This window comes from Bacillota bacterium, from assembly GCA_040754675.1.
Taxonomy (GTDB): domain Bacteria; phylum Bacillota; class Limnochordia; order Limnochordales; family Geochordaceae; genus Geochorda.
Genome location: JBFMCJ010000029.1, coordinates 1 through 17,405 on the forward strand (window position 1 = coordinate 1; position 17,405 = coordinate 17,405).

20 protein-coding genes are annotated in these 17,405 nt (G+C 70.3%); all 20 read right to left on the reverse strand.

Annotated features, from left to right (window positions below):
• Positions 1 to 310, reverse strand: a 310-nt coding sequence (locus AB1609_03215; protein ID MEW6045476.1) for a hypothetical protein, incomplete at its 3' end; no start/stop codon positions are given.
• A 2-nt stretch (positions 311 to 312) separates the two neighbouring features.
• On the reverse strand, positions 313 to 954 hold the full coding sequence (locus AB1609_03220) for a glycosyltransferase (protein MEW6045477.1): 642 nt from the start codon (positions 952 to 954) through the stop codon (positions 313 to 315).
• 13 nt (positions 955 to 967) lie between these two features.
• The gene (locus AB1609_03225) at positions 968 to 1,630 is read right to left on the reverse strand and encodes a copper transporter (protein ID MEW6045478.1); all 663 of its coding nucleotides are present in this window, start codon (positions 1,628 to 1,630) and stop codon (positions 968 to 970) included.
• A gap of 7 nt (positions 1,631 to 1,637) precedes the next feature.
• Entirely contained in the window at positions 1,638 to 2,825 is a 1,188-nt protein-coding gene (gene steA, locus AB1609_03230) for a putative cytokinetic ring protein SteA (protein ID MEW6045479.1), read from the reverse strand.
• Positions 2,826 to 2,918: 93 nt separating this feature from the next.
• Positions 2,919 to 3,719 carry a sporulation initiation factor Spo0A C-terminal domain-containing protein gene (locus tag AB1609_03235; protein MEW6045480.1) on the reverse strand — a complete coding sequence of 267 codons (801 nt, stop codon included), beginning with the start codon at positions 3,717 to 3,719 and terminating at the stop codon, positions 2,919 to 2,921.
• Positions 3,720 to 3,761: 42 nt separating this feature from the next.
• Positions 3,762 to 5,105 (reverse strand): SpoIVB peptidase, encoded by a 1,344-nt coding sequence (spoIVB, locus tag AB1609_03240; protein MEW6045481.1) that lies wholly within the window; start codon positions 5,103 to 5,105, stop codon positions 3,762 to 3,764.
• 74 nt (positions 5,106 to 5,179) lie between these two features.
• Positions 5,180 to 6,883 (reverse strand): DNA repair protein RecN, encoded by a 1,704-nt coding sequence (gene recN / locus AB1609_03245; GenBank protein MEW6045482.1) that lies wholly within the window; start codon positions 6,881 to 6,883, stop codon positions 5,180 to 5,182.
• Between the two features lie 21 nt (positions 6,884 to 6,904).
• Positions 6,905 to 7,372: an arginine repressor gene (locus AB1609_03250; protein ID MEW6045483.1), complete on the reverse strand. Its 468-nt coding sequence runs from the start codon at positions 7,370 to 7,372 to the stop codon at positions 6,905 to 6,907.
• A gap of 10 nt (positions 7,373 to 7,382) precedes the next feature.
• Positions 7,383 to 8,327: an NAD(+)/NADH kinase gene (locus tag AB1609_03255; protein ID MEW6045484.1), complete on the reverse strand. Its 945-nt coding sequence runs from the start codon at positions 8,325 to 8,327 to the stop codon at positions 7,383 to 7,385.
• A complete protein-coding gene (locus AB1609_03260; protein MEW6045485.1) occupies positions 8,252 to 9,139 on the reverse strand; it encodes a TlyA family RNA methyltransferase in 888 nt (295 codons plus the stop codon). The genes AB1609_03255 and AB1609_03260 overlap by 76 nt, the downstream gene beginning before the upstream one ends.
• On the reverse strand, positions 9,136 to 9,762 hold the full coding sequence (locus tag AB1609_03265) for a hypothetical protein (protein MEW6045486.1): 627 nt from the start codon (positions 9,760 to 9,762) through the stop codon (positions 9,136 to 9,138). Before AB1609_03265 ends, AB1609_03260 begins: the two co-directional genes overlap by 4 nt.
• 788 nt (positions 9,763 to 10,550) lie before the next feature.
• Complete coding sequence (locus AB1609_03270) at positions 10,551 to 11,420, reverse strand: polyprenyl synthetase family protein (protein MEW6045487.1); 870 nt, start codon at positions 11,418 to 11,420, stop codon at positions 10,551 to 10,553.
• 19 nt (positions 11,421 to 11,439) lie between these two features.
• Positions 11,440 to 11,727, reverse strand: a complete 288-nt coding sequence (locus AB1609_03275; protein ID MEW6045488.1) for an exodeoxyribonuclease VII small subunit — start codon at positions 11,725 to 11,727, stop codon at positions 11,440 to 11,442.
• 7 nt (positions 11,728 to 11,734) lie between these two features.
• The gene (xseA, locus tag AB1609_03280) at positions 11,735 to 13,048 is read right to left on the reverse strand and encodes an exodeoxyribonuclease VII large subunit (GenBank protein ID MEW6045489.1); all 1,314 of its coding nucleotides are present in this window, start codon (positions 13,046 to 13,048) and stop codon (positions 11,735 to 11,737) included.
• Complete coding sequence (nusB, locus tag AB1609_03285; GenBank protein ID MEW6045490.1) at positions 13,032 to 13,442, reverse strand: transcription antitermination factor NusB; 411 nt, start codon at positions 13,440 to 13,442, stop codon at positions 13,032 to 13,034. The genes xseA and nusB overlap by 17 nt, the downstream gene beginning before the upstream one ends.
• Before the next feature lie 32 nt (positions 13,443 to 13,474).
• Positions 13,475 to 14,080, reverse strand: a complete 606-nt coding sequence (gene amaP, locus AB1609_03290) for an alkaline shock response membrane anchor protein AmaP (GenBank protein MEW6045491.1) — start codon at positions 14,078 to 14,080, stop codon at positions 13,475 to 13,477.
• A gap of 35 nt (positions 14,081 to 14,115) precedes the next feature.
• The gene (locus AB1609_03295) at positions 14,116 to 14,523 is read right to left on the reverse strand and encodes an Asp23/Gls24 family envelope stress response protein (protein MEW6045492.1); all 408 of its coding nucleotides are present in this window, start codon (positions 14,521 to 14,523) and stop codon (positions 14,116 to 14,118) included.
• A 123-nt stretch (positions 14,524 to 14,646) separates the two neighbouring features.
• Entirely contained in the window at positions 14,647 to 16,005 is a 1,359-nt protein-coding gene (gene accC / locus AB1609_03300; protein ID MEW6045493.1) for an acetyl-CoA carboxylase biotin carboxylase subunit, read from the reverse strand.
• Positions 16,006 to 16,085: 80 nt separating this feature from the next.
• Positions 16,086 to 16,607, reverse strand: a complete 522-nt coding sequence (accB, locus tag AB1609_03305) for an acetyl-CoA carboxylase biotin carboxyl carrier protein (GenBank protein ID MEW6045494.1) — start codon at positions 16,605 to 16,607, stop codon at positions 16,086 to 16,088.
• 74 nt (positions 16,608 to 16,681) lie between these two features.
• A partial coding sequence (locus AB1609_03310) for a SpoIIIAH-like family protein (protein ID MEW6045495.1) occupies positions 16,682 to 17,405 on the reverse strand: 724 nt, incomplete at its 5' end.

Below are 17,405 nucleotides of genomic sequence, written 5' to 3' on the forward strand. Positions count from 1 at the left end.
GGCGCCATCCTCTCGGGCCCGGGGTGCGTCCTGCGTCGTCGACCATCCCTGCCAGGGCCGCCGCGACCGCGGGCAGGCGGCCGGCCGTCAAGCCCCGCCGGCTCACCTCAAAGAGCGATTCGGCCCAGAGGCCCGCCACCACCGGAACCAGGCCCGCGGCCGTAGGGATCTTGGCCCCATCTGCCCGGCGCTGCCTTGTCAGCCCGGCTGCGTGCAGCACGCGGCCGACGGCCGGGGTCGCACGGCGTGCCAGCCAGTACGCAGCCACCGAAGCAGCCACTGCCTTGCGAGCCAGGGCACCCTCAGCCATCGCTACCGACCGCCCTCTCGTCCTGGCGTCCCTGCCAGTCTCCACAGCGTCCAGGCGACATCGTAAAACTGCCGGCCTCGATGGGCCCACCCCGCCAGGTCCCAACCGGTGGTGCGGTGGCTCAACTCCACCGGGATCTCCAGCACCTTGAGCCCGTGGCGGGCGGCCAGCACGTTGATCTGGACCTCCACCCCGAAGCGCCGGGCAGGCCCGTCGAGCAAGAGTGGCGCGAGATCCGTCCGAAAAGCCCGCTGGCCCGAGATCGGTGCCAGGGGGGCGCACCCGGCCAGCCAACGTGTGCCCCACCCCGCAAGCTTCCGCACGAGGCCAAGCCCCGCGCCTTCCCGGCCCACCGGCAGTGCCACGGCCAGGTCGGCCTCGCCGCTGCGGACGGCCTCGCACAGCACGTCCAGTCGGGCGGCGCTTTTGCCCAGATCTGCGTCGGCCATCAGGATGACGCCGCCTCGTGCCAGGCGGGCACCGGCCCGAACGGCTCCGGCCTTGCCCGCGCGGCGGGCCAACCGCACCACCCGCGCCCCGGCCCTGGAGGCCTCCTGCGCGGTGCCATCCGTCGAGCCGTCGTCCACCACGATCACCTCGGCCAGGCCCGGGATACGCCTGAGCGCGCCAACTGTGGGCGCCACCGTCCGGACCTCGTTAAAGGCAGGCACCACGGCGCTCACCGGGGCGCCGCGAGGCGAGCTCCCCGAGATGCTCGACAACCCTTCGGGCGCTGACGTAACCTTTCTGCCCTTCGATGATCGAAATCAACAAGGAAAGGCGCCCCAGGGCGGACTCCACCTGCCACACCCAGGCGCCTGCGGGCGCCGTCGCGGTGGCCAGAGACGGCGGGAGGCGGCCCTCCCCTCCGGGGAGAGGGGGACCGACGAACCCGGCGACGGCGCTGCACGGCGTTCGGACCAGCACGAAAGCCGGTGCTGCCTGCGCCGGCACCTCCACACTTTGCACCCGGGCCCCCGACTCTGCCAGAAGCGCGGCTAAGGCGGCCGCGGGCTTCTGCGCGCCGGGCGAGGCCTCGATCCGCACCGGCAGCCCCGCCATGTGGCCTGAGGTCACGACCGGGATCAGCCGGTTCAGCGCCTGCTCGTAGAGGCGCAGCGTGGCCTGGGCCTGCCGCTCCCTGGCAGCCGCGGTTGCCAGCTGCGCCTGCAGGGCTGAAAACTGCCGCTCGAGCTGCGCCACCAGTTCACCCTGGCTTCCCAGGCGGCCGCCAACCGCGGCCGCACCGGCAGCCACGCCGACCGCCAGGGCGACGAAGACGGCCGTGATGGAGAGGGCCTGGTGGTGGAGGTCGGCCATGGCTCCCTCAGCCGATGCCCCCCAGCAGCAGCCCGGCCTGCAGCCGGATCCAGAAGAGGCGAAGCATGAGCCGCAAGACCTCGGAGGCCAGGGCGATGGCGGCCAGACAGGAGGCGGCCGCGGCCACCACCGAGGCGCAGGGAAGCCAGGGTGTACCCGGCGGGAACACGCTCGCAAACCCGCGCGCGTCCACCAGCACGTGACCCACCCGCATCCTCACCAGAAGCGTGCTGGCCATCCCGGCACGCCCGCGCTCCAGGAAGTCATGGAGGCCCGTGTGGGCCCCAACCGCCACAATGGGACGGGCTCCTGCCGCATACGCAAGCAGAAGCGCCACGTCTTCGCTGGTGCCCGCCGACGGCATCACGTGCGCAAAGCGCCCCAGCGACCGCACACGGGAAAGGCCGGGGGCCGAACCGTTCGGGTATGCGTGCACCACCAATTCCCGGGCGGCCACGAGCGCCCGGTCACTGACCGAATCCATGTCCCCGACCACGACGTCGGGCCGCAGCCCCTCGGCCAGCAGCACGTCGGCCCCGCCGTCCACGCCGATGACCACGGGCCGCGCCTGGCGGACGAAGGGCCGCAGGATCGGGAGGTCGCGGCGGGAGGTGTCACTGCGGACGACCACCAGGGCGGGTCTTCCCGACATCGGGGTCACGAGGGGCGGGACCCAGACGTCGTCCACCAGCAGCCGTTTTTCCCGCTGCAGGTAGCCCACGGTGTTGTCGACGAAACCCGCGGCCAGCGCAGGCAGGCGCTGGCGGGCCTGGGCCAGCCGCACTTCCACCTCTCGGAGGGTGAGGCGGCGCCCGCGAGCAATCAAGCGCCCCCGAGCATCCAGAAGGCGGTCGCCCACGATGCGCACGTATCGACCGGGCTCAAGCCGCCGGAGCAGATCCTGTCCTGCCTCGTCGAGCACCGGAATGCCCGCCTGCAGGAGCATCCTCCCGCCCTCTACGGGCACCTTCCCGGTCAAGGACGAGAGCCCGTTCACCACGCCGGCCGGCCTCGCCGCCAGGACGTCGGCGGCGGTAGCCGAGTCCAGGTCCTGGTGGGCAATGACCGCGATCTCCCCGGGCCGAAGCTCCCTGGCCAGTTGCTTGGTGACCGGGCCCAGCCGCACGCGGCCCCTGGCGCAGCTTCGATGGCCACCCACTCGCCTGGTGAGCCGGCCTGTTCGGAGGGCACCCAACGGCGCGCTCGCCTCCCCGCGATAGTCTTCACGACGGGAGGCGGGATCTTTCACCTGCCTGCGAGCGCGAAGGCCCCGCAGAAGCCTGGCGGATCAGCGGCCCATCTCCGCCCGGATGCGGTCGGCCATCCTGGCGATGAAGGCGGAATTGGTGGGGCGGGTCCTTCTCTCGTCCATCAGGTCCGTGAACAGCGCGTGTATCCGGTCCAGATTCCCCCGTTCCACCGTCGACTCGATGGCGTGGCGGATCGATCGTTCCACCTTGAACGCGGAAGTTTGGTGAAGGCTGGCGATGCGGGGGTAAAGTTCCTTGGTCACCCGGGTGATGAGATCCCGGTCCTCGACGACCATCGCGATGGCATCCTTCAGGTAAGCCCGACCCTTGTAATGGGGCGGGACCCCCAGTTCCTCGAGGTGCCGGATGACCCGGCTCTCCAGTTCCCTCAGGCGGTGGGACCGGGCGGGGCGCGGCGGCACGCGGGTGCCCGTCAGCAGTTCACGAAGGCGCGCCACCGCAATGGAAAGGTCGAAGGGGCGCACGATGAAGTAGTCGGCACCCCAGCTGAAGACCTGGGCCACGAGGGTGTCGTCTCCAAGCGGGCTGACCACCACCAGGCGCCGGCTCGAGCCAGCCCCTGGCTGCCCGTTGATGCCCGGGCGCCTGCGCCACCAGGCGGCCAGCCGTTCCGCCCCGGCGGGGCCGCCAAGCCCGTTCAGCGCCAGGTCCACCACCAGCAGATGGGGCTGCAGCTCTGCCAGGAGGTGCTCCAGTTCCAGGGCCGACGAGGCGATGTGCACATGGGCAAACGTGGCGGGATCGGCGGCCATGGCGGCGGCCAGCGCGCGCCCGAAACCCTGGGGATCGTTGCTGACGAGCACGGAGTATCCCTGCACGGCGGCTCCCTCCTGGGCAAGAAGACTCGCGGCCGGAGCATCTCACGCGGCGCGATCAGTATTCGTGACCATTGCCCTTGCTCCTGCGCCCGATCCCCACAGCCCGGAGGCTTCCACCATGGGCTCGATGAGCACCCCGAAGCCGCGCGACGGATCCTGCACGGCCACGTGGGTGATGGCGCCCACCAGGTGCCCATCCTGGATGATAGGGCTGCCGCTCATCCCCTGGACGATGCCGCCGGCCCGGCTCAAAACGCGCGGGTCGGTGACCTTGACCACCAGCCGCTGCGACTCGGGAACCCCCAGGGATCGCACCCGCAGGATCTCCATGCTGAAGGGCTCCACCTCTTCCCCCTCCAGCACGGTCAACCCGACGGCCGGCCCCTCCTTTACCTGCCCCTCGAGGGCTACCGGTAGCCACGACCGGTAGGATCCCGGGGGCGGGGATTCGAGCAGGCGACCGAAGATGCCGACGGGGGTGTTGCGCTCGATGATGCCCAGTTCGCCGTCCTGGTGCCGGAAGATGCCGACCTTTTCGCCTGGCTGCCCCCGGCCAGCTGCGGCGATGCTCGCGATGGACGCGCGGACGATGCGCCCCTCGGGCATGGGAGCGGGGCGGCGGGAAGCCTCCATGACCATGTGCCCGAGAGCGCCGAAGCGGCCGGACCGGGGGTCGTAGAAGGTGAGCGTCCCGACGCCGACCGCCGGATCCCGCACGAGAAGCCCTGCGGCGTGACTCCACCGGGATCGGCCTTCCTCGCCGCCGCCCGCCCGTGAGGGGGCCACCGGCGCCGGAAGCAGGCTGGTCTCCTGGCGGTGCCTGTCCCGGACGAAGGTGAGGCGCACCGGACGGCGTGAGGCCGCGGCGCGACCGATGAGGCGCGCCAGTTCCTCCGGCGCCGTCACGGGCCGGCCGTCTGCCGCCACGATGACGTCACCTGGTTCGATGCCGGCCTCCCGGGCGGGGTAGCGCATGCGCCCGCCGCCGTCTCTCACCGGGACGGTGCGCTCCACCAGCACCCCTCTGGGAGCCAGCATCACCCCGATGGCCTGCCCTCCCGGCACCAGGTGAAGCGGCGGGACCACGTCGACGACCAGGGGCCTCAACTGCAGCCAGCCCCACAAACTGAGCTGCAGTCGCACGCTTCCCGGGCGGGGGAACCGCACCGCCACGCCCCTGGGACCTCGGGACATCACCAGGAACTCGTCCTCGGGCCCCGTGACGTGGATGATGGGCAAGAGCGGGAGAACCGAGACCCGCCCGGATACCGCCCGGATCCGGCCCGGGGAGGCCAGCAGTCCGACCGCCGAGATGCCCAGGACCAGCGTGAGGATGAAAGCAAGCGACCGGACAAGCCGCAACAGCGCCCTGGGCAGCCTTTCCATCCGCGACGCCTCCGGGCTAATTTCCCCGGAGGGACGGTGGGGCCGCGGGGTGAGTGAGTGGCTGTCCTGGCTCGCTACGTCGCGGCTTTGGCCTGCCCTGCCAGCCTCAGCAGTTCCGTGGCATGGCGCTCCGCCGACTCCGTGACCCGGGCGCCGCCCAGCATGCGTGCCAGTTCCTGAACGCGCTCCTCGGCCGAGAGCGCCCCTACCTCCACCTGGGTCGCCCCGTCCTTTTCGAGCTTTCGGACGCTGAGGTGGAAGTCAGCCATGCTGGCCACCTGGGGGAGGTGTGTGACCACCAGCACCTGGCGCAGCCGCCCGAGGCGCGCCAGGCGTTCGGCGACCGCCTGCGCGGCCCGGCCCCCAAGCCCGGCGTCCGGTTCGTCAAAAACCAGTACCGGTACCGGGTCCAGGCCGGCCAGCACGGTCCGGCAGGCCAGCATGGTGCGCGAGAGCTCGCCACCGGAGGCCACCCGCGCAAGCGGCCGGGGCGGTTCGCCGGGGTTGGCGGAGAAAAGGAAGCTCGCTCGCTCCAGCCCCGACGGGCCGGGTTCGGCAGCCTCCAGCACCACCTCGAAGCGCGCCTTAGGCATGGCGAGGTCACGGAGTTCGGTCTCGACCGCCTCGCCCAGGCGGCGCGCCGCATCGCGGCGGATGGCGCTCAGGCGGTGGCTCATCTCCTGGTAACGGGCTTGAAGCTCCTCGAGCGCTCGCTCCACTTCGCCGGAGCGCGCGCTCTGCTGCACCAGGTCGCTGAGGCGCTGGCGCGCCTCGTCCTGGTAGGCGAGCACCGCTTCGATGGTCTGGCCGTACTTGCGCTTCAGGCGGTCGATGAGGTCGAGGCGCGCCTCCACCTCGGCCTGCCGCGACGGGTTCGGCTCGCAGCGCTCCAGGTGCCGGCGCACCGCCCGCGCAAGCTCCGCAAGCTGCTCGCTCAGGGTGCGCAGTTCCCCGGCGAGCGGCGCGGCCTCGGGGTCGAGAGCGGCGGCCTCGGAAAGCGCCCGGCCGGCGGCGGCCGCCATGCTCGCAGCGCTGCCGTCTAGGCCCCCCTGACCGGCCAGGCTCTCCAGGGCCTCGCCCAAAAGCTCCTGAAGCCGTGCCGCATTGGACAGGCGCGCGTGCTCCGCCAGCAGCTCGGGCTCTTCGTCTGCAGAAAGCCGGGCCGCCGCGATCTCGTCGATCTGGAAGCGCAAGAGATCGAGCTCGTGAAGCCTCTGGCGTTCACCCTGGCGTAGCGCTTCGAGTTCCTGAGAAAGCTTTTGCATCTCCTGCCACGTGCGCGCGACCTCGGCCGCCAGCTTCACGGCCTCTTCGCCGGCGAAGGCGTCGAGCAGCGCGAGCTGGGCCGAGGGCAGGAGCAAGCGCTGGCTTTCGTGCTGCGTGTGGATGCTGACGAGAAGCTCCCCAAGCCTCGCCAGTTCCCCCGTGGTGACCATCCGGCCGTTGATGCGGCTTCGGCTGCGCCCTGAGGCCGTGAACTCCCTGGACAGGATCACCAGGCCGTCCTCGGGAGCAGATCCCATCGCGGCAAGTTGTTGGCCCAGCGGAGAGGACTCGTCCACCTCGAACGAGGCCTCGACCCTGGCCTGCGCCGCACCCGCGCGCACAAGCTCCGAGGTGGCACGCTGCCCCACGGCCACGCCCAGCGCGTCCAGCACCAGGGACTTGCCGGCGCCGGTCTCCCCCGTCAGCACGTTGAAACCCCGCCCGAAAGGGACGCGTGCTTTTTCCAGCAGCGCGAGGTTTTCGACGTACAGCTCCCGAAGCAGCCGCAACACCCCCCGCCCGTCCGCGCACCATCAGCGCAGCTGCAGGATCCGGTCAAGCACCAGCCTGGAGTTCGGATCCAGCCGGGCCTGCCCCGCCGGCCGCACCAGCACGAGAATCGAGTCGTCTCCGGCGATGGTACCGATGATCTCGGGCCAGTTGAGGCCGTCCAGCGCCGCGGCGACGGCGTTGGCGGTCCCGGAAAGCGTACGAACCAGCACCAGGTGGCCCGCCGCCTCCACGCCCACCACGTACTCCTGAATGGCGCGCCGGGCGCGGGCCAGCCGCTCCGCCATGTCGGGTTCCCGGGCTTGCGCGTAGCGGTAGCGGCCGTCTCCCGTGGGCACCTTCACCAGGCGCAGTTCCTTGATGTCCCGGGAAATGGTCGCCTGGGTGGCACGGATGCCCTGTCGGCGGAGGTACTCGATCATCTCTTCCTGCGTCTGGATGGGCACGTCCCGCACGATGCGAAGGATGGCCGACTGACGCCGGGCTTTCATCTGCGCGCCCCTACACCTCCGGATGGCTCAATCGCTGGCGCAACACGGTATAAGGCGAACGCCCGCTCAGGCGCACAAGGCGCGCCCGGAACGGCGCCCGCCGCACCACCACGACGTCGGTCGGGCGCATGGTCTGGCTCTGCTGCCCGTCCACGGTCAGCACCAGTTCGTCGCTCGGCCCTTGAACGGAGATGGTCACCGTCTCCTCCGGCCGGATCACCACGGGTCGCGCGGCCAGCGAATGCGGGCAGATAGGCGTGATGACGAGGCAGTCCAGCAGGGGATGGACGATGGGGCCGCCGGCCGAGAGCGAATAGGCGGTGGAACCCGTGGGGGTGGCCACGATGAGGCCGTCCGCCGGGAAGCTGCCGATGACCGCGTCCCCGGCGCGCGCCTCGAGCCGCGCGATGCGGCTGAACGTGGAACGGGCCACCACCACGTCGTTCAGGGCGAGGAAGCTTCCGGACTCGCGCTCTTCTCGCATCAGGAGCGCCTCGACCATCATGCGCTCCTCCACTCGGAAGTCACCCTCGACCAGGCTCTGCAGCATGGACGGGAACTCCGACGCCTCGACCTCCGCCAGAAAACCGAGGCGCCCCACGTTGACCCCCAGAACGGCCACCCCGAGGGGCGCCGCCTGGCGGGCCGCGTGCAGCAGCGCCCCGTCGCCGCCCAGCACCACCACGGCATCCGCGCCGGCCCAGCTCCCTTGCGGCCAGGCCAGGTCGGGGCGGTTCAGCGCCTCCGCAGCGGAGGCGTCCAGCCAAACCCTGGCGCCAAGCTGGCCGATCCGTTCCACCAGGCCCATGGCCAGCTCCAGGGCCTGGCTCTTCTCCCGGTGGGGAGCCAGGATCAGCCGACTAACACGGGCCAGGTGTGCTACGCCTCCTCCTTCGCCGGGTACGGTGCCCCGGCCAGCGCCGCCTCGATGAACGACCGGAGCTGTCCGGCACAACACGCTACACCCGGCCATTTGAATACGATGAAGAATTCCGCGTTGCCTTTCGGCCCCAGGATCGGGCTCGCCACCATGGCTTCGACGCCGAAGCCGGCCTCCATTCCGGCCCGCGCCACCTTCTCCAGGACCTCGCGGTGCACGGCGGGGTCCCTGACCACCCCGCCTCTCTTCACCTGGGCGCGCCCGGCTTCAAACTGGGGCTTCACCAGGATGGCCGCCCATCCTTCCGCGGCGAAAAACCGGGTGAGATGGGAGAGAAACAGGGTGACGGAGATGAACGAAACGTCCACCGTGATGATATCGACCCGCTCGCCAAGCCGCCCCGGGTCAAGGTAACGGATGTTGGTGCGCTCCAGCACCACCACCCGGGGATCGGTCCGCAGCCGCCAGGCGAGCTGCCCGTAGCCCACGTCCACGGCAAAGACCTTGCGAACCCCGTGCTGGAGCAGGCAGTCGGTAAAGCCGCCCGTCGAGGCGCCCACGTCCATGGCCACCGCACTCTGCGTGGGGATGGGAACCGTGCGCAGCACCCGCTCGAGCTTCAGCCCGCCGCGGCTCACATAGGGGTGAAGGGGCTCCCCCACCTCCAGCCGGGCCGTGGGCGCAAGGCGTCTCCCCGGCCGGTCGAGTACCTTCCCCTCGAGCCGCACCCGCCCCGAGCGGATCAGCTCCTGGGCCTGTTCCCGGCTTTCGGCCAGGCCCTCCCGGACGAGAAGCTGATCCGCCCGAATGGCCCCGGCCTGCTCCGGGTCGGCTCCTGCCCGGACGTCGGGCCCCTCAGGCCTGCCGCGCCGGCCGCCGGCCTTCAACGGGGGCGCATCCTCTCCCGCACCACCCGCGACCTCCGCCTGCCGTTTGAAGAGCGCTTTCGGGGCACGGAACTCGCCCCCAAAAGGGAGCGGCCCACCAGCCGCTCAAGGGTGGCAACGGCCCGCCCGATGGTGAAGACCACATCGTTGGCGCGCCGGATGGCGAAGGACTTGAATGCGGCCTTCCCGCCCACCGCCAGCCCGGAAACCAGGGCCACCATGACGGCACTGGCCCACGCCTGGGCAGAAGCTCCCTGGCGGGCGGCGAGCTCGGCCACCAGCGCCGCCCCGATGGCGCCCGATAGGATGCCCGCGGCGTCCCCGACCACGTCGTTCGTGAAGTTGGCGACGCGGTCGGCGTTTCGCACGATCCAGATGGCCTGCCGGGCCCCGACGACGCGGTCGGCCGCCATGGCGTGAAAGCCTTCCTCGGTGGCGGCGGTGGCGGCGACGCCGATGATGTCGAACAGGACACCCACCCCGATGACGGCGACGAGCCCCAGAACGCTGGCAGGAAGGCCCAGTGAAGCGGTCGCCCCGGCGCTCAGGGAAGCCAGCACCAGGGAGATCGCAGCAGCACCGAACCCAACGCTAACGAAGCGCCTGAGGGGGCGACTGTCCACCGATCCCAGAACCCTTCCCCTTTCATCGTCCCGCTGTCACGAACGGCGGCGGCAGGGCGGAACTTCCTCTGTGTCCCGCCTGCCGCCGCCCCTGTTGTGCCTTGAACCCCTCGACGGGTGGCAGCGCCTTGAGTAAATATTGTGGCTTCAGGTCCAGCAGGTTTTCCCAGACAGCCCTCCGGCCCGTCGCCGGGCCGGCGGTTTCCCCTTTCCGGCCGCTCTGCCGCGTCGCCGACAGCAGGGCTGGATTACCACTTAGTCCACACCGCAATCCCCAAGGCGCCCCTCAAATGCAGGGAGGACAGCCTAGGAGTTTTCCTCGACGGGGCGCACCGTTCTCTAGCCTCTTTTGCCCCCGCGCTTTCAGGCCGCTTCGGTCTAGCCGTCCGGGCCCTGACGGGCAGGACCTGCGAAAGTAGCCCTCCCGCGCGGCGGCTCAAGGCAGGCTACACTGCACCCAGCGCAGGCACCCGGAGCCTCCGGCCCCTCATGCGTCAACACCGCGTGCAGGTTCTGGGCCCACGCCGTAGTTTGCCCGGCCTCCTTCGGTTGCGGCGGGCGCCCCACGTACATGGGTCTCCGCGGCAGCAGGGTCAACGCCTGCATGCCTTTGCAGATCGCCCCACTGCCTTAACCCCCAGCAGCCACCCCGGACTGGGCGTCCGCAGCCGCCACCAGGGACTTCATCGATGTGCCCTCGACGGATTTTTAGGCCCGTCCTCAAGAACAGCCGGCGCCCCGACTAGGATACTGCGCCACCCGCCGTGAGGGGGCAGCTTCACTATACATCAGACGGTGCGGTTTCGCAAAAGGCGCGCCAGCGCCCTCAGGGTTTCACCCCGCGAACCGAGTGGCGCCAGCACTTCAATCGCCTTTGCCGTCAGCCGGTCGGCCTGGCGGGCGGCCTCCTGGACGCCGAAAAGGCGCGGGTAGCTTGCCTCCTGGCCGGCCGCGTCGTCTCCGGCATCCAGAAGGTCGTCGACGATCTGAAACGCCACGCCCACAGACTCCGCATACGCGGCCAGCGCCCGGGTCACCGGGTGGTTGAGGCCCTCATCCCCCGAGTCCAGGGCCACCAGCGCCCCGGAGACGACCGCGGCGCGGATCAGAGCGCCGGTCTTGTGACGGTAGATGAAGTCCAGCTCCGTCCTGTCGACGCTTCGTCCCGCTGCCGCCAGGTCCGCCGCCTGGCCGCCTGCCATGCCGCGGCTTCCAGCGGCCCGGGCGACGACCCCCGTGATGGCCAGGGCCGTCGCCGCGCTCACGCCCGAATGCCGGGGGAGATCAGCCAGTACCTCGAACGCGAGCGTCTGCAGCGCATCGCCCGCCAGGATGGCCGCCGCCTCACCGAACGCCCGGTGGCAGCTCGGCTGGCCGCGCCTCCAGTCGTCGTTGTCCATGGCGGGAAGATCGTCGTGGATGAGGGAGTACGCGTGGATCATCTCAATGGCGGCCCCTGCCGGAAGGGCCCTGAAGCCATCGCCTCCCGCCGCCTCGCATCCCGCTACCGCCAGGACCGCCCGCAGCCGCTTACCCGGGGCCAGCGTCGAGTACCGCATGGCCCGGTGCAGAATCCCCGGCGCCTCTGGTTCGGGCGGGAGCAGCGCGCGGAGCTCCTCATCCACCCGGGCCGCCCACCGGTCCAGGTACGACGCCACCTCACGAACCTGGCGAGCTTCATCCATTGGCCCTGGGCCCGGGCCCCTCGTGTGGCTGCAGCATGAGGCGCCCTTCTTGCTCGGTGAGCACGGCGAGCCTGGCCTCGGCCTGCTGGAGGCGGCTCGCACATACCCTGGCCATGCGCACGCCTTCTTCGTAAGCGGCCAGCGCTTGCTCCAGCGTCAACTCCCCGGACTCGAGCCGCACCACCGCCTGCTCCAGGCGCGCCAGTGCCTCTTCAAAGCTCAGTGCCGTCCCCGGAGCCTCCTGAGCCCCTGGCTGCACCTCATGGTCGGAACCGTTCATCGGCCCTCTACACCTCCCCGGCCCGGGCGGTCTCGGGCGCTTCCGGCCGGGCGAACGCCCCGTCAAGGCGGGCCTCGACGAGACATCGCAGCGCGCCGTCCAGCATCCGCACGCTCACCCGTTCGCCCGGGCTTACCTCGCTTGCCTTCCTCACCCACCTGCCGCTCGCCTCCTGTTGCACCAGGGCGTAGCCGCGCCGGAGCACGTCCAGCGGGCTTGCCGCAGACAGGCGCCCGGCCAGCTCCACCAGCGACAGCCTGGGCTTTTCCACCGCCCGCCGGGCCGCCACGCCGCCCCGCAGCACGAGGTCGTCCAGCCGCTGGCGGAAGTGCCCCATCCACCGCCCCGGCCGGACGAGGGCAGGGTGACGGGCCGCCCGCTCGAAGCGCTCCCGGGCACCGCTCAGGTGGCGAAGCATGGCCCGCCGCAGCCGCAGGCGGTGCTGCTCCAATGCCGCCGCCGCGGCCGCCTCGTCAGGCCCCGCGATCTCGGCCGCGGCCGAGGGGGTGGGCGCCCGCCTGTCTGCCGCCAGTTCCGCCACCGTCACATCGGTCTCGTGGCCCACGGCACAGACCACAGGCCGGGGACAGGCCGCCACCGCCCGGACGACCCGCTCGTCGTTGAAAACCCACAGTTCGTCCGCCGCGCCCCCGCCCCGAGCTACGATCACCACGTCCACGTCCGGCCACCGAACGATCCGTTCGAGCGCCAGCACGATACTCGCGGCCGCCCCCTCGCCCTGCACCTGCGCAGGCGACACGATGAGCGGCGTGCGGGGGCTGCGCCGCCGGAAGACGGCCTCGATGTCCCGAAGCGCGGCCCCGTCCAGGGACGTAACCACCCCCACGGCCCTTGGCCAGCGGGGGATGGGCCGCTTGCGCTGCTCATCGAAGAGCCCCTCCCGGCTCAGGCGTTCGTACAGCTCGCGCAAGCGCGCGTAAAGCAGCCCCAGCCCCACCGGGTACAGGTTTTGCACGTAAAGCTGGTAGAGCCCGCCCGCGGGGTACACGTCCACGTAGCCTGTGGCCAGCACCTGCATGCCGTCCTGCGGGGTGAACGCCAGGCGCTGTGCCTGGCTCCGAAACATGACGCAAGCCAGGCGGCTCGTCCGGTCTTTCAGGGCGAAGTACAGGTGCCCCGAAGCCGAGTGCGCCTTGAAGCCCGTGACCTCCCCGGTGACGGCGACCTGCTGCAGGCGGGGGTCCGCGCTGAGGCGCGCCCGGATGCGCTCGGTAAGCTGCGTGACGGTCAGGACCTGGGTGGACAGGGCTTCCTGGGCCCACGGCGCCCTTGGAGCGCTTGCGTCAGCGTTCCTGAACATGCCGCACCACATTGCCCAGGATGCCGTTCACGAACTTGCCCGATTCGGTGTCCCCGTACTTCTTGGCCAGTTCGACGGCTTCGTTGATGGAGACGCCAGGGGGAATCTCCTTCAAGTAGAGGATTTCGAAGAGGGCCATCCGCATCACGTTGCGGTCCACGTTGGCCATCCGTTCGAGGGTCCAATCGATGGCGAAACGGGCGATGAGCCGGTCGATCTCCTGCAGGTGGGACAGCGTACCCTCCACGAGCTGGCGTGCAAAAGCCTCCTGGGCCGGAGGAAGCTGCACCTCCCTGAGGCTGCGCTCCAGGGCTGCCTGGGCATTGGCCTTGCCCACGTCCACCTGGAACAGTACCCGGAGCGCTACCTCCCGTGCCAGCCGCCTGCTGCCCATAATACCGCTCGTCCGCCCTCGCGCGACGCCCCCTAGTCGGGCCGGGACCGATGGGCCTCGCGGGAGATACCGCGCACCATCAGCTTGATCTGCCCGCAGCTTACTCCCGCCGTCTGCCGCAGGTACTGGTCGATGCGAGCCTGCACTTCGTCGCAAAGCTCAGGAATGCTCTGGTCCGGAGCCACCGTCAGCGCAAGCTGCACGTTGACATCGCCCGTGCTCGAAGGCTGGATCTGGACCTCCACCTCCCGGATGCCCTGCACCTGTGCCGCGGCCCTGCGCGCCAGGGTCTGAATGGCACGCAGTGAGATGTGAACCTCCCCGAGTCCCGTGGCGCGTACGATGCTGCGCTCCGAACTGACAGGGCTCAGCGCCGGCCGCAGCGCCGCGGCGCCCAGCAGCGCCAGGACCGCGCCCGCCACCGTCTGCGCGACGCGCCCCTGCAGCGCGCGCTCCGAAACCCACGTCGAAAGCGCCAGCGCTCCGTCCCAGCCGAACAGGCCCATGGCCAGCGCGGTAAACCCGGCGGCCATCACCAGGAGGCCTGTCAACAGCACGAGCAGACGGTCGGCGATGGGAAGCCTGGCCTTGAGCTCGTCGACGCGGTGCGGTGCTGCGGTGGGCGAAAGCGGGTGCACCCCGTATCCCCTTCCTGGACGTCGCGCCTGAAGGCCTATCGAACCCGGCTCTCCTCGGTCCGCTCTGCCTGCGGCAGTTGGACGCCCTGGACGTGAACGTTGACCTCGCTGACCTCGAGGCCCGTCATGGTCTCGATCTGCCGCTTGACGTTCTCCTGCACCCGCCAGGCGACGTCGGGAATTCGGACCCCGTAGTTGACGATGATGTAAATGTCGAGAGCCGCCTGGTGCTGGCCGACCTCCACCTTGACCCCCCTGGAGAGATTGCGGCGCCCGAGCATCTCGGAGATACCCCCGGCGATGCCCCCGCTCATGCCAGCCACGCCCTCCACCTCAATGGCGGCGAGTCCCGCGATGGTGCTGACCACGTCGTTGGCGATGCGAACCTCGCCGAGTTCGCCCTCCTGGGACTCGATGAAGCTGTCGCCGCCGTCCGCCGCCACCACCTTTGGCTCGGTACCGGAAGCAGGCGGCACAGCGCCTCGCCGCTCACCCGGCCACTGATCGGAATTCACCGGAACCCCTCCTCGAGGCTCGCCCCAAAGCGCAAGCCCATTATAGCAGACTCAAACGGCCGCCCGGCGGGCCTCCTGCTGCAGGAAGCGCTGTACGAAGTCGGTGGAGATCTCGCCCCGCCTGAACTCGCCGCTGTCCACGATCCGGCGCAGGAAGCCCAGGTTGGTGCGGATCCCTTCGACCTGGAACTCCCGGAGCGCCGACGCCATGCGCGCAAGTGCCTCCTCGCGGTTCTGGCCCCACGCCATCAGCTTGGCCAAAAGCGAATCATAATAGGGCGGCACCACGTATCCCGGGAAGATGGCCGTGTCCACCCGGATTCCCGGGCCCCCGGGGAGGTGGACCGAGGTGATGGTGCCCGGAGAGGGCACGAAGCTCTCCGGGTCCTCCCCGTTGACGCGACATTCGACGGCATGCCCGTCCAGGCGAATGTCTTCCTGCGAAAGCGACAGTTCCTCGCCGGCCGCGATGCGGAGCTGGGCCTTGACCAGGTCCACCCCCGTCACCATCTCGGTGACCCCGTGCTCGACCTGGATGCGCGTGTTCATCTCCAAAAAGTAGAAGCGCCGATCGGAATCGAGCAGGAACTCCACGGTCCCGGCGTTGACGTACCCCACCGCCCGGGCCGCCCGGATGGCGGCCTCGCCCATCTGCCGGCGGAGCCCCTCGTCCACCACAGGCGAGGGCGCCTCCTCGATCACCTTCTGGTGGCGCCTTTGAATCGAGCACTCCCGTTCGCCCAGGTGAACCATGTGGCCGCTCTGGTCCGCGAGCACCTGAATCTCCACGTGGCGGGCGCCCTCCAGCAGGCGCTCCACGTAAACCGACCCGTCCCCGAACGATGCCTGCGCCTCAGCCCGGGCGGCCGAGAGCACGCGCCGCAGTTCTTCGGGGCTGCGCGCAACCCGCATACCGCGGCCGCCGCCGCCCGCGGCCGCCTTCACCATCACCGGGTAGCCGATGGATTCGGCCACCTCCAGGGCCTCATGATCGCCGACCGGCTCGGAGCTGCCCGGCAGCACGGGAACGCCGGCCTCCTGGACCCGGCGCCGCGCCTTGACCTTGTCCCCCATCAGCTCGATGGCCGCCGACGGAGGGCCGATGAAGACGAGGCCGTGGCTTTCGCAGATCTCCGCGAAGTCGGCGCGCTCAGACAGATACCCGTAGCCGGGATGAATGGCGTCGACCCCGGAAAGCAGGGCCGCGCTGATGATGTTGGGGATGTTCAGGTAGCTCTTGGCCGACGGAGCCGGGCCGATGCAGTAGGCCTCATCGGCCAGCCGTACCGGGAGGCTCTCCTTGTCCGCCTCGGAGTAAACGGCGACCGTCCGGATGCCCAGCTCCCGGCAGGCCCGGAGGACCCGCAGCGCGATCTCCCCGCGATTGGCGATCAGCACCTTCTCGAACACGGGCGATAGTGTCACCTCGACGACGGGGAATCAGGGGGCGTAGGGACTACGCACAGTGCACAGGCGGGATGCGACCGGGCTCACAGCCGCTCCAGACTCATCAGCGGCTGGCCGTATTCGACGGGCTGGCCGTTTTCGACCAGGATGGCGGCCACCCTCCCCCTGACCTCGGCCTCGATCTCGTTCATCAGCTTCATGGCTTCGATGATGCAGAGCGTCTGGCCCGGCTCCACCACCTGGCCGACCTCCACATACGGCGGCGCCTCGGGGGCCGGCGCGCGATAGAAGGTGCCCACCATGGGAGCCCGGATGGTCACCATCCGCTCGTCCTCTGCCGGTGCCGCCACCTTCGTCTCGAGAGCGGAAGCCGCACCCGCGTGCGCGCTGTCCGCCCCCTGGGCCTCGGGGGGCAGGGCGGCCGGCGACTGGGGCGCAACGGGAGCCGCGCCCGGCGTGCTGGCCGGCCCGAACGCCGCCGCCTTGCGGATGGAAATCTTGACCCCGTCGCTCTCGACGGTCAGCTCGGCAACGTCAGTCTCGTCCAGGACACGAATGAGTTCCTTTATCTCCTTGAGCGTCAAACGGACCGCGCCGTCGATCACGTTGCCCCTCTCCTACTGCCCAAGCGCCCCCGCCGCGTCCCCCGCCCGGCCCAGCGCATCACAGCCCACGTAGTTCACCGCGGCCGGCCGCTTTCCTGCCAGGCCCCTTCCGGCCCGAAAGCGGTCAGGCTGTCAATGATAGAAATATCTTCCCTGCGAACTCCTGCCATTCGTGCCACCAGTTCCCCGATCCGGGCGGCGCCCTGCGCCGTGACCGGCTGCGGCACCACCACCTGCACCCCTGACTCCCCGATGCTCACCGCCGCATTGGTGATCCCCGCCGCAGCCAGCAACTGCTCGATCTCCAGTTCCCGGCGGCTCCGCTGGAGCAGTTCCAGTAGCTGGCGCTGCGCCTCGGTCTTGCGTGCCTCCGACGCCTGGGGGTCATCCAGGATTTGCCTTGCGAGTTCCATTTCCTGGCTGCGCAACCTCTCCCGGCTCAACCTGAACTCATCCGGGTCCATCCTCCGGCCCGCGGGCAGCGTCTCGGCCCTCGGCGGTTCGGCAGCGGTGGGAACCAGCGATTCGTCCCCCGGCACCACCGGTGAGCGCGCCTCCGGCACCGTCGAGGAACCCGCAGCGGGCAGGGCCGGAGCGGGCGCGAAGTTCCTCTCGAACGCCACCGGCACAGCGGAACCCCACGAGTTGCGGTCGACGACCGACCACACGGCCCAGCCCATCAGGCCGGCCAGGAGCCCCACCACCCACCACCGTACGGCCTTGAGGTTGAACGTGTAAAACACGGCGGTCCCCCTTCCTTCCCCCACTCGCCGGCCCCGCGCGATTGCCGCGCTTGGC

What these genes read in the sequence shown, in the direction of transcription:
- nusB (MEW6045490.1), bottom strand. Translation starts at nt 13,442, where the DNA reads ATGGGCAGCAGGCGGCTGGCACGGGAGGTAGCGCTCCGGGTACTGTTC.
- xseA (MEW6045489.1), bottom strand. Translation starts at nt 13,048, where the DNA reads ATGTTCAGGAACGCTGACGCAAGCGCTCCAAGGGCGCCGTGGGCCCAG.
- spoIVB (MEW6045481.1), bottom strand. Translation starts at nt 5,105, where the DNA reads ATGGAAAGGCTGCCCAGGGCGCTGTTGCGGCTTGTCCGGTCGCTTGCT.
- AB1609_03225 (MEW6045478.1), bottom strand. Translation starts at nt 1,630, where the DNA reads ATGGCCGACCTCCACCACCAGGCCCTCTCCATCACGGCCGTCTTCGTC.
- AB1609_03250 (MEW6045483.1), bottom strand. Translation starts at nt 7,372, where the DNA reads ATGAAAGCCCGGCGTCAGTCGGCCATCCTTCGCATCGTGCGGGACGTG.
- AB1609_03275 (MEW6045488.1), bottom strand. Translation starts at nt 11,727, where the DNA reads ATGAACGGTTCCGACCATGAGGTGCAGCCAGGGGCTCAGGAGGCTCCG.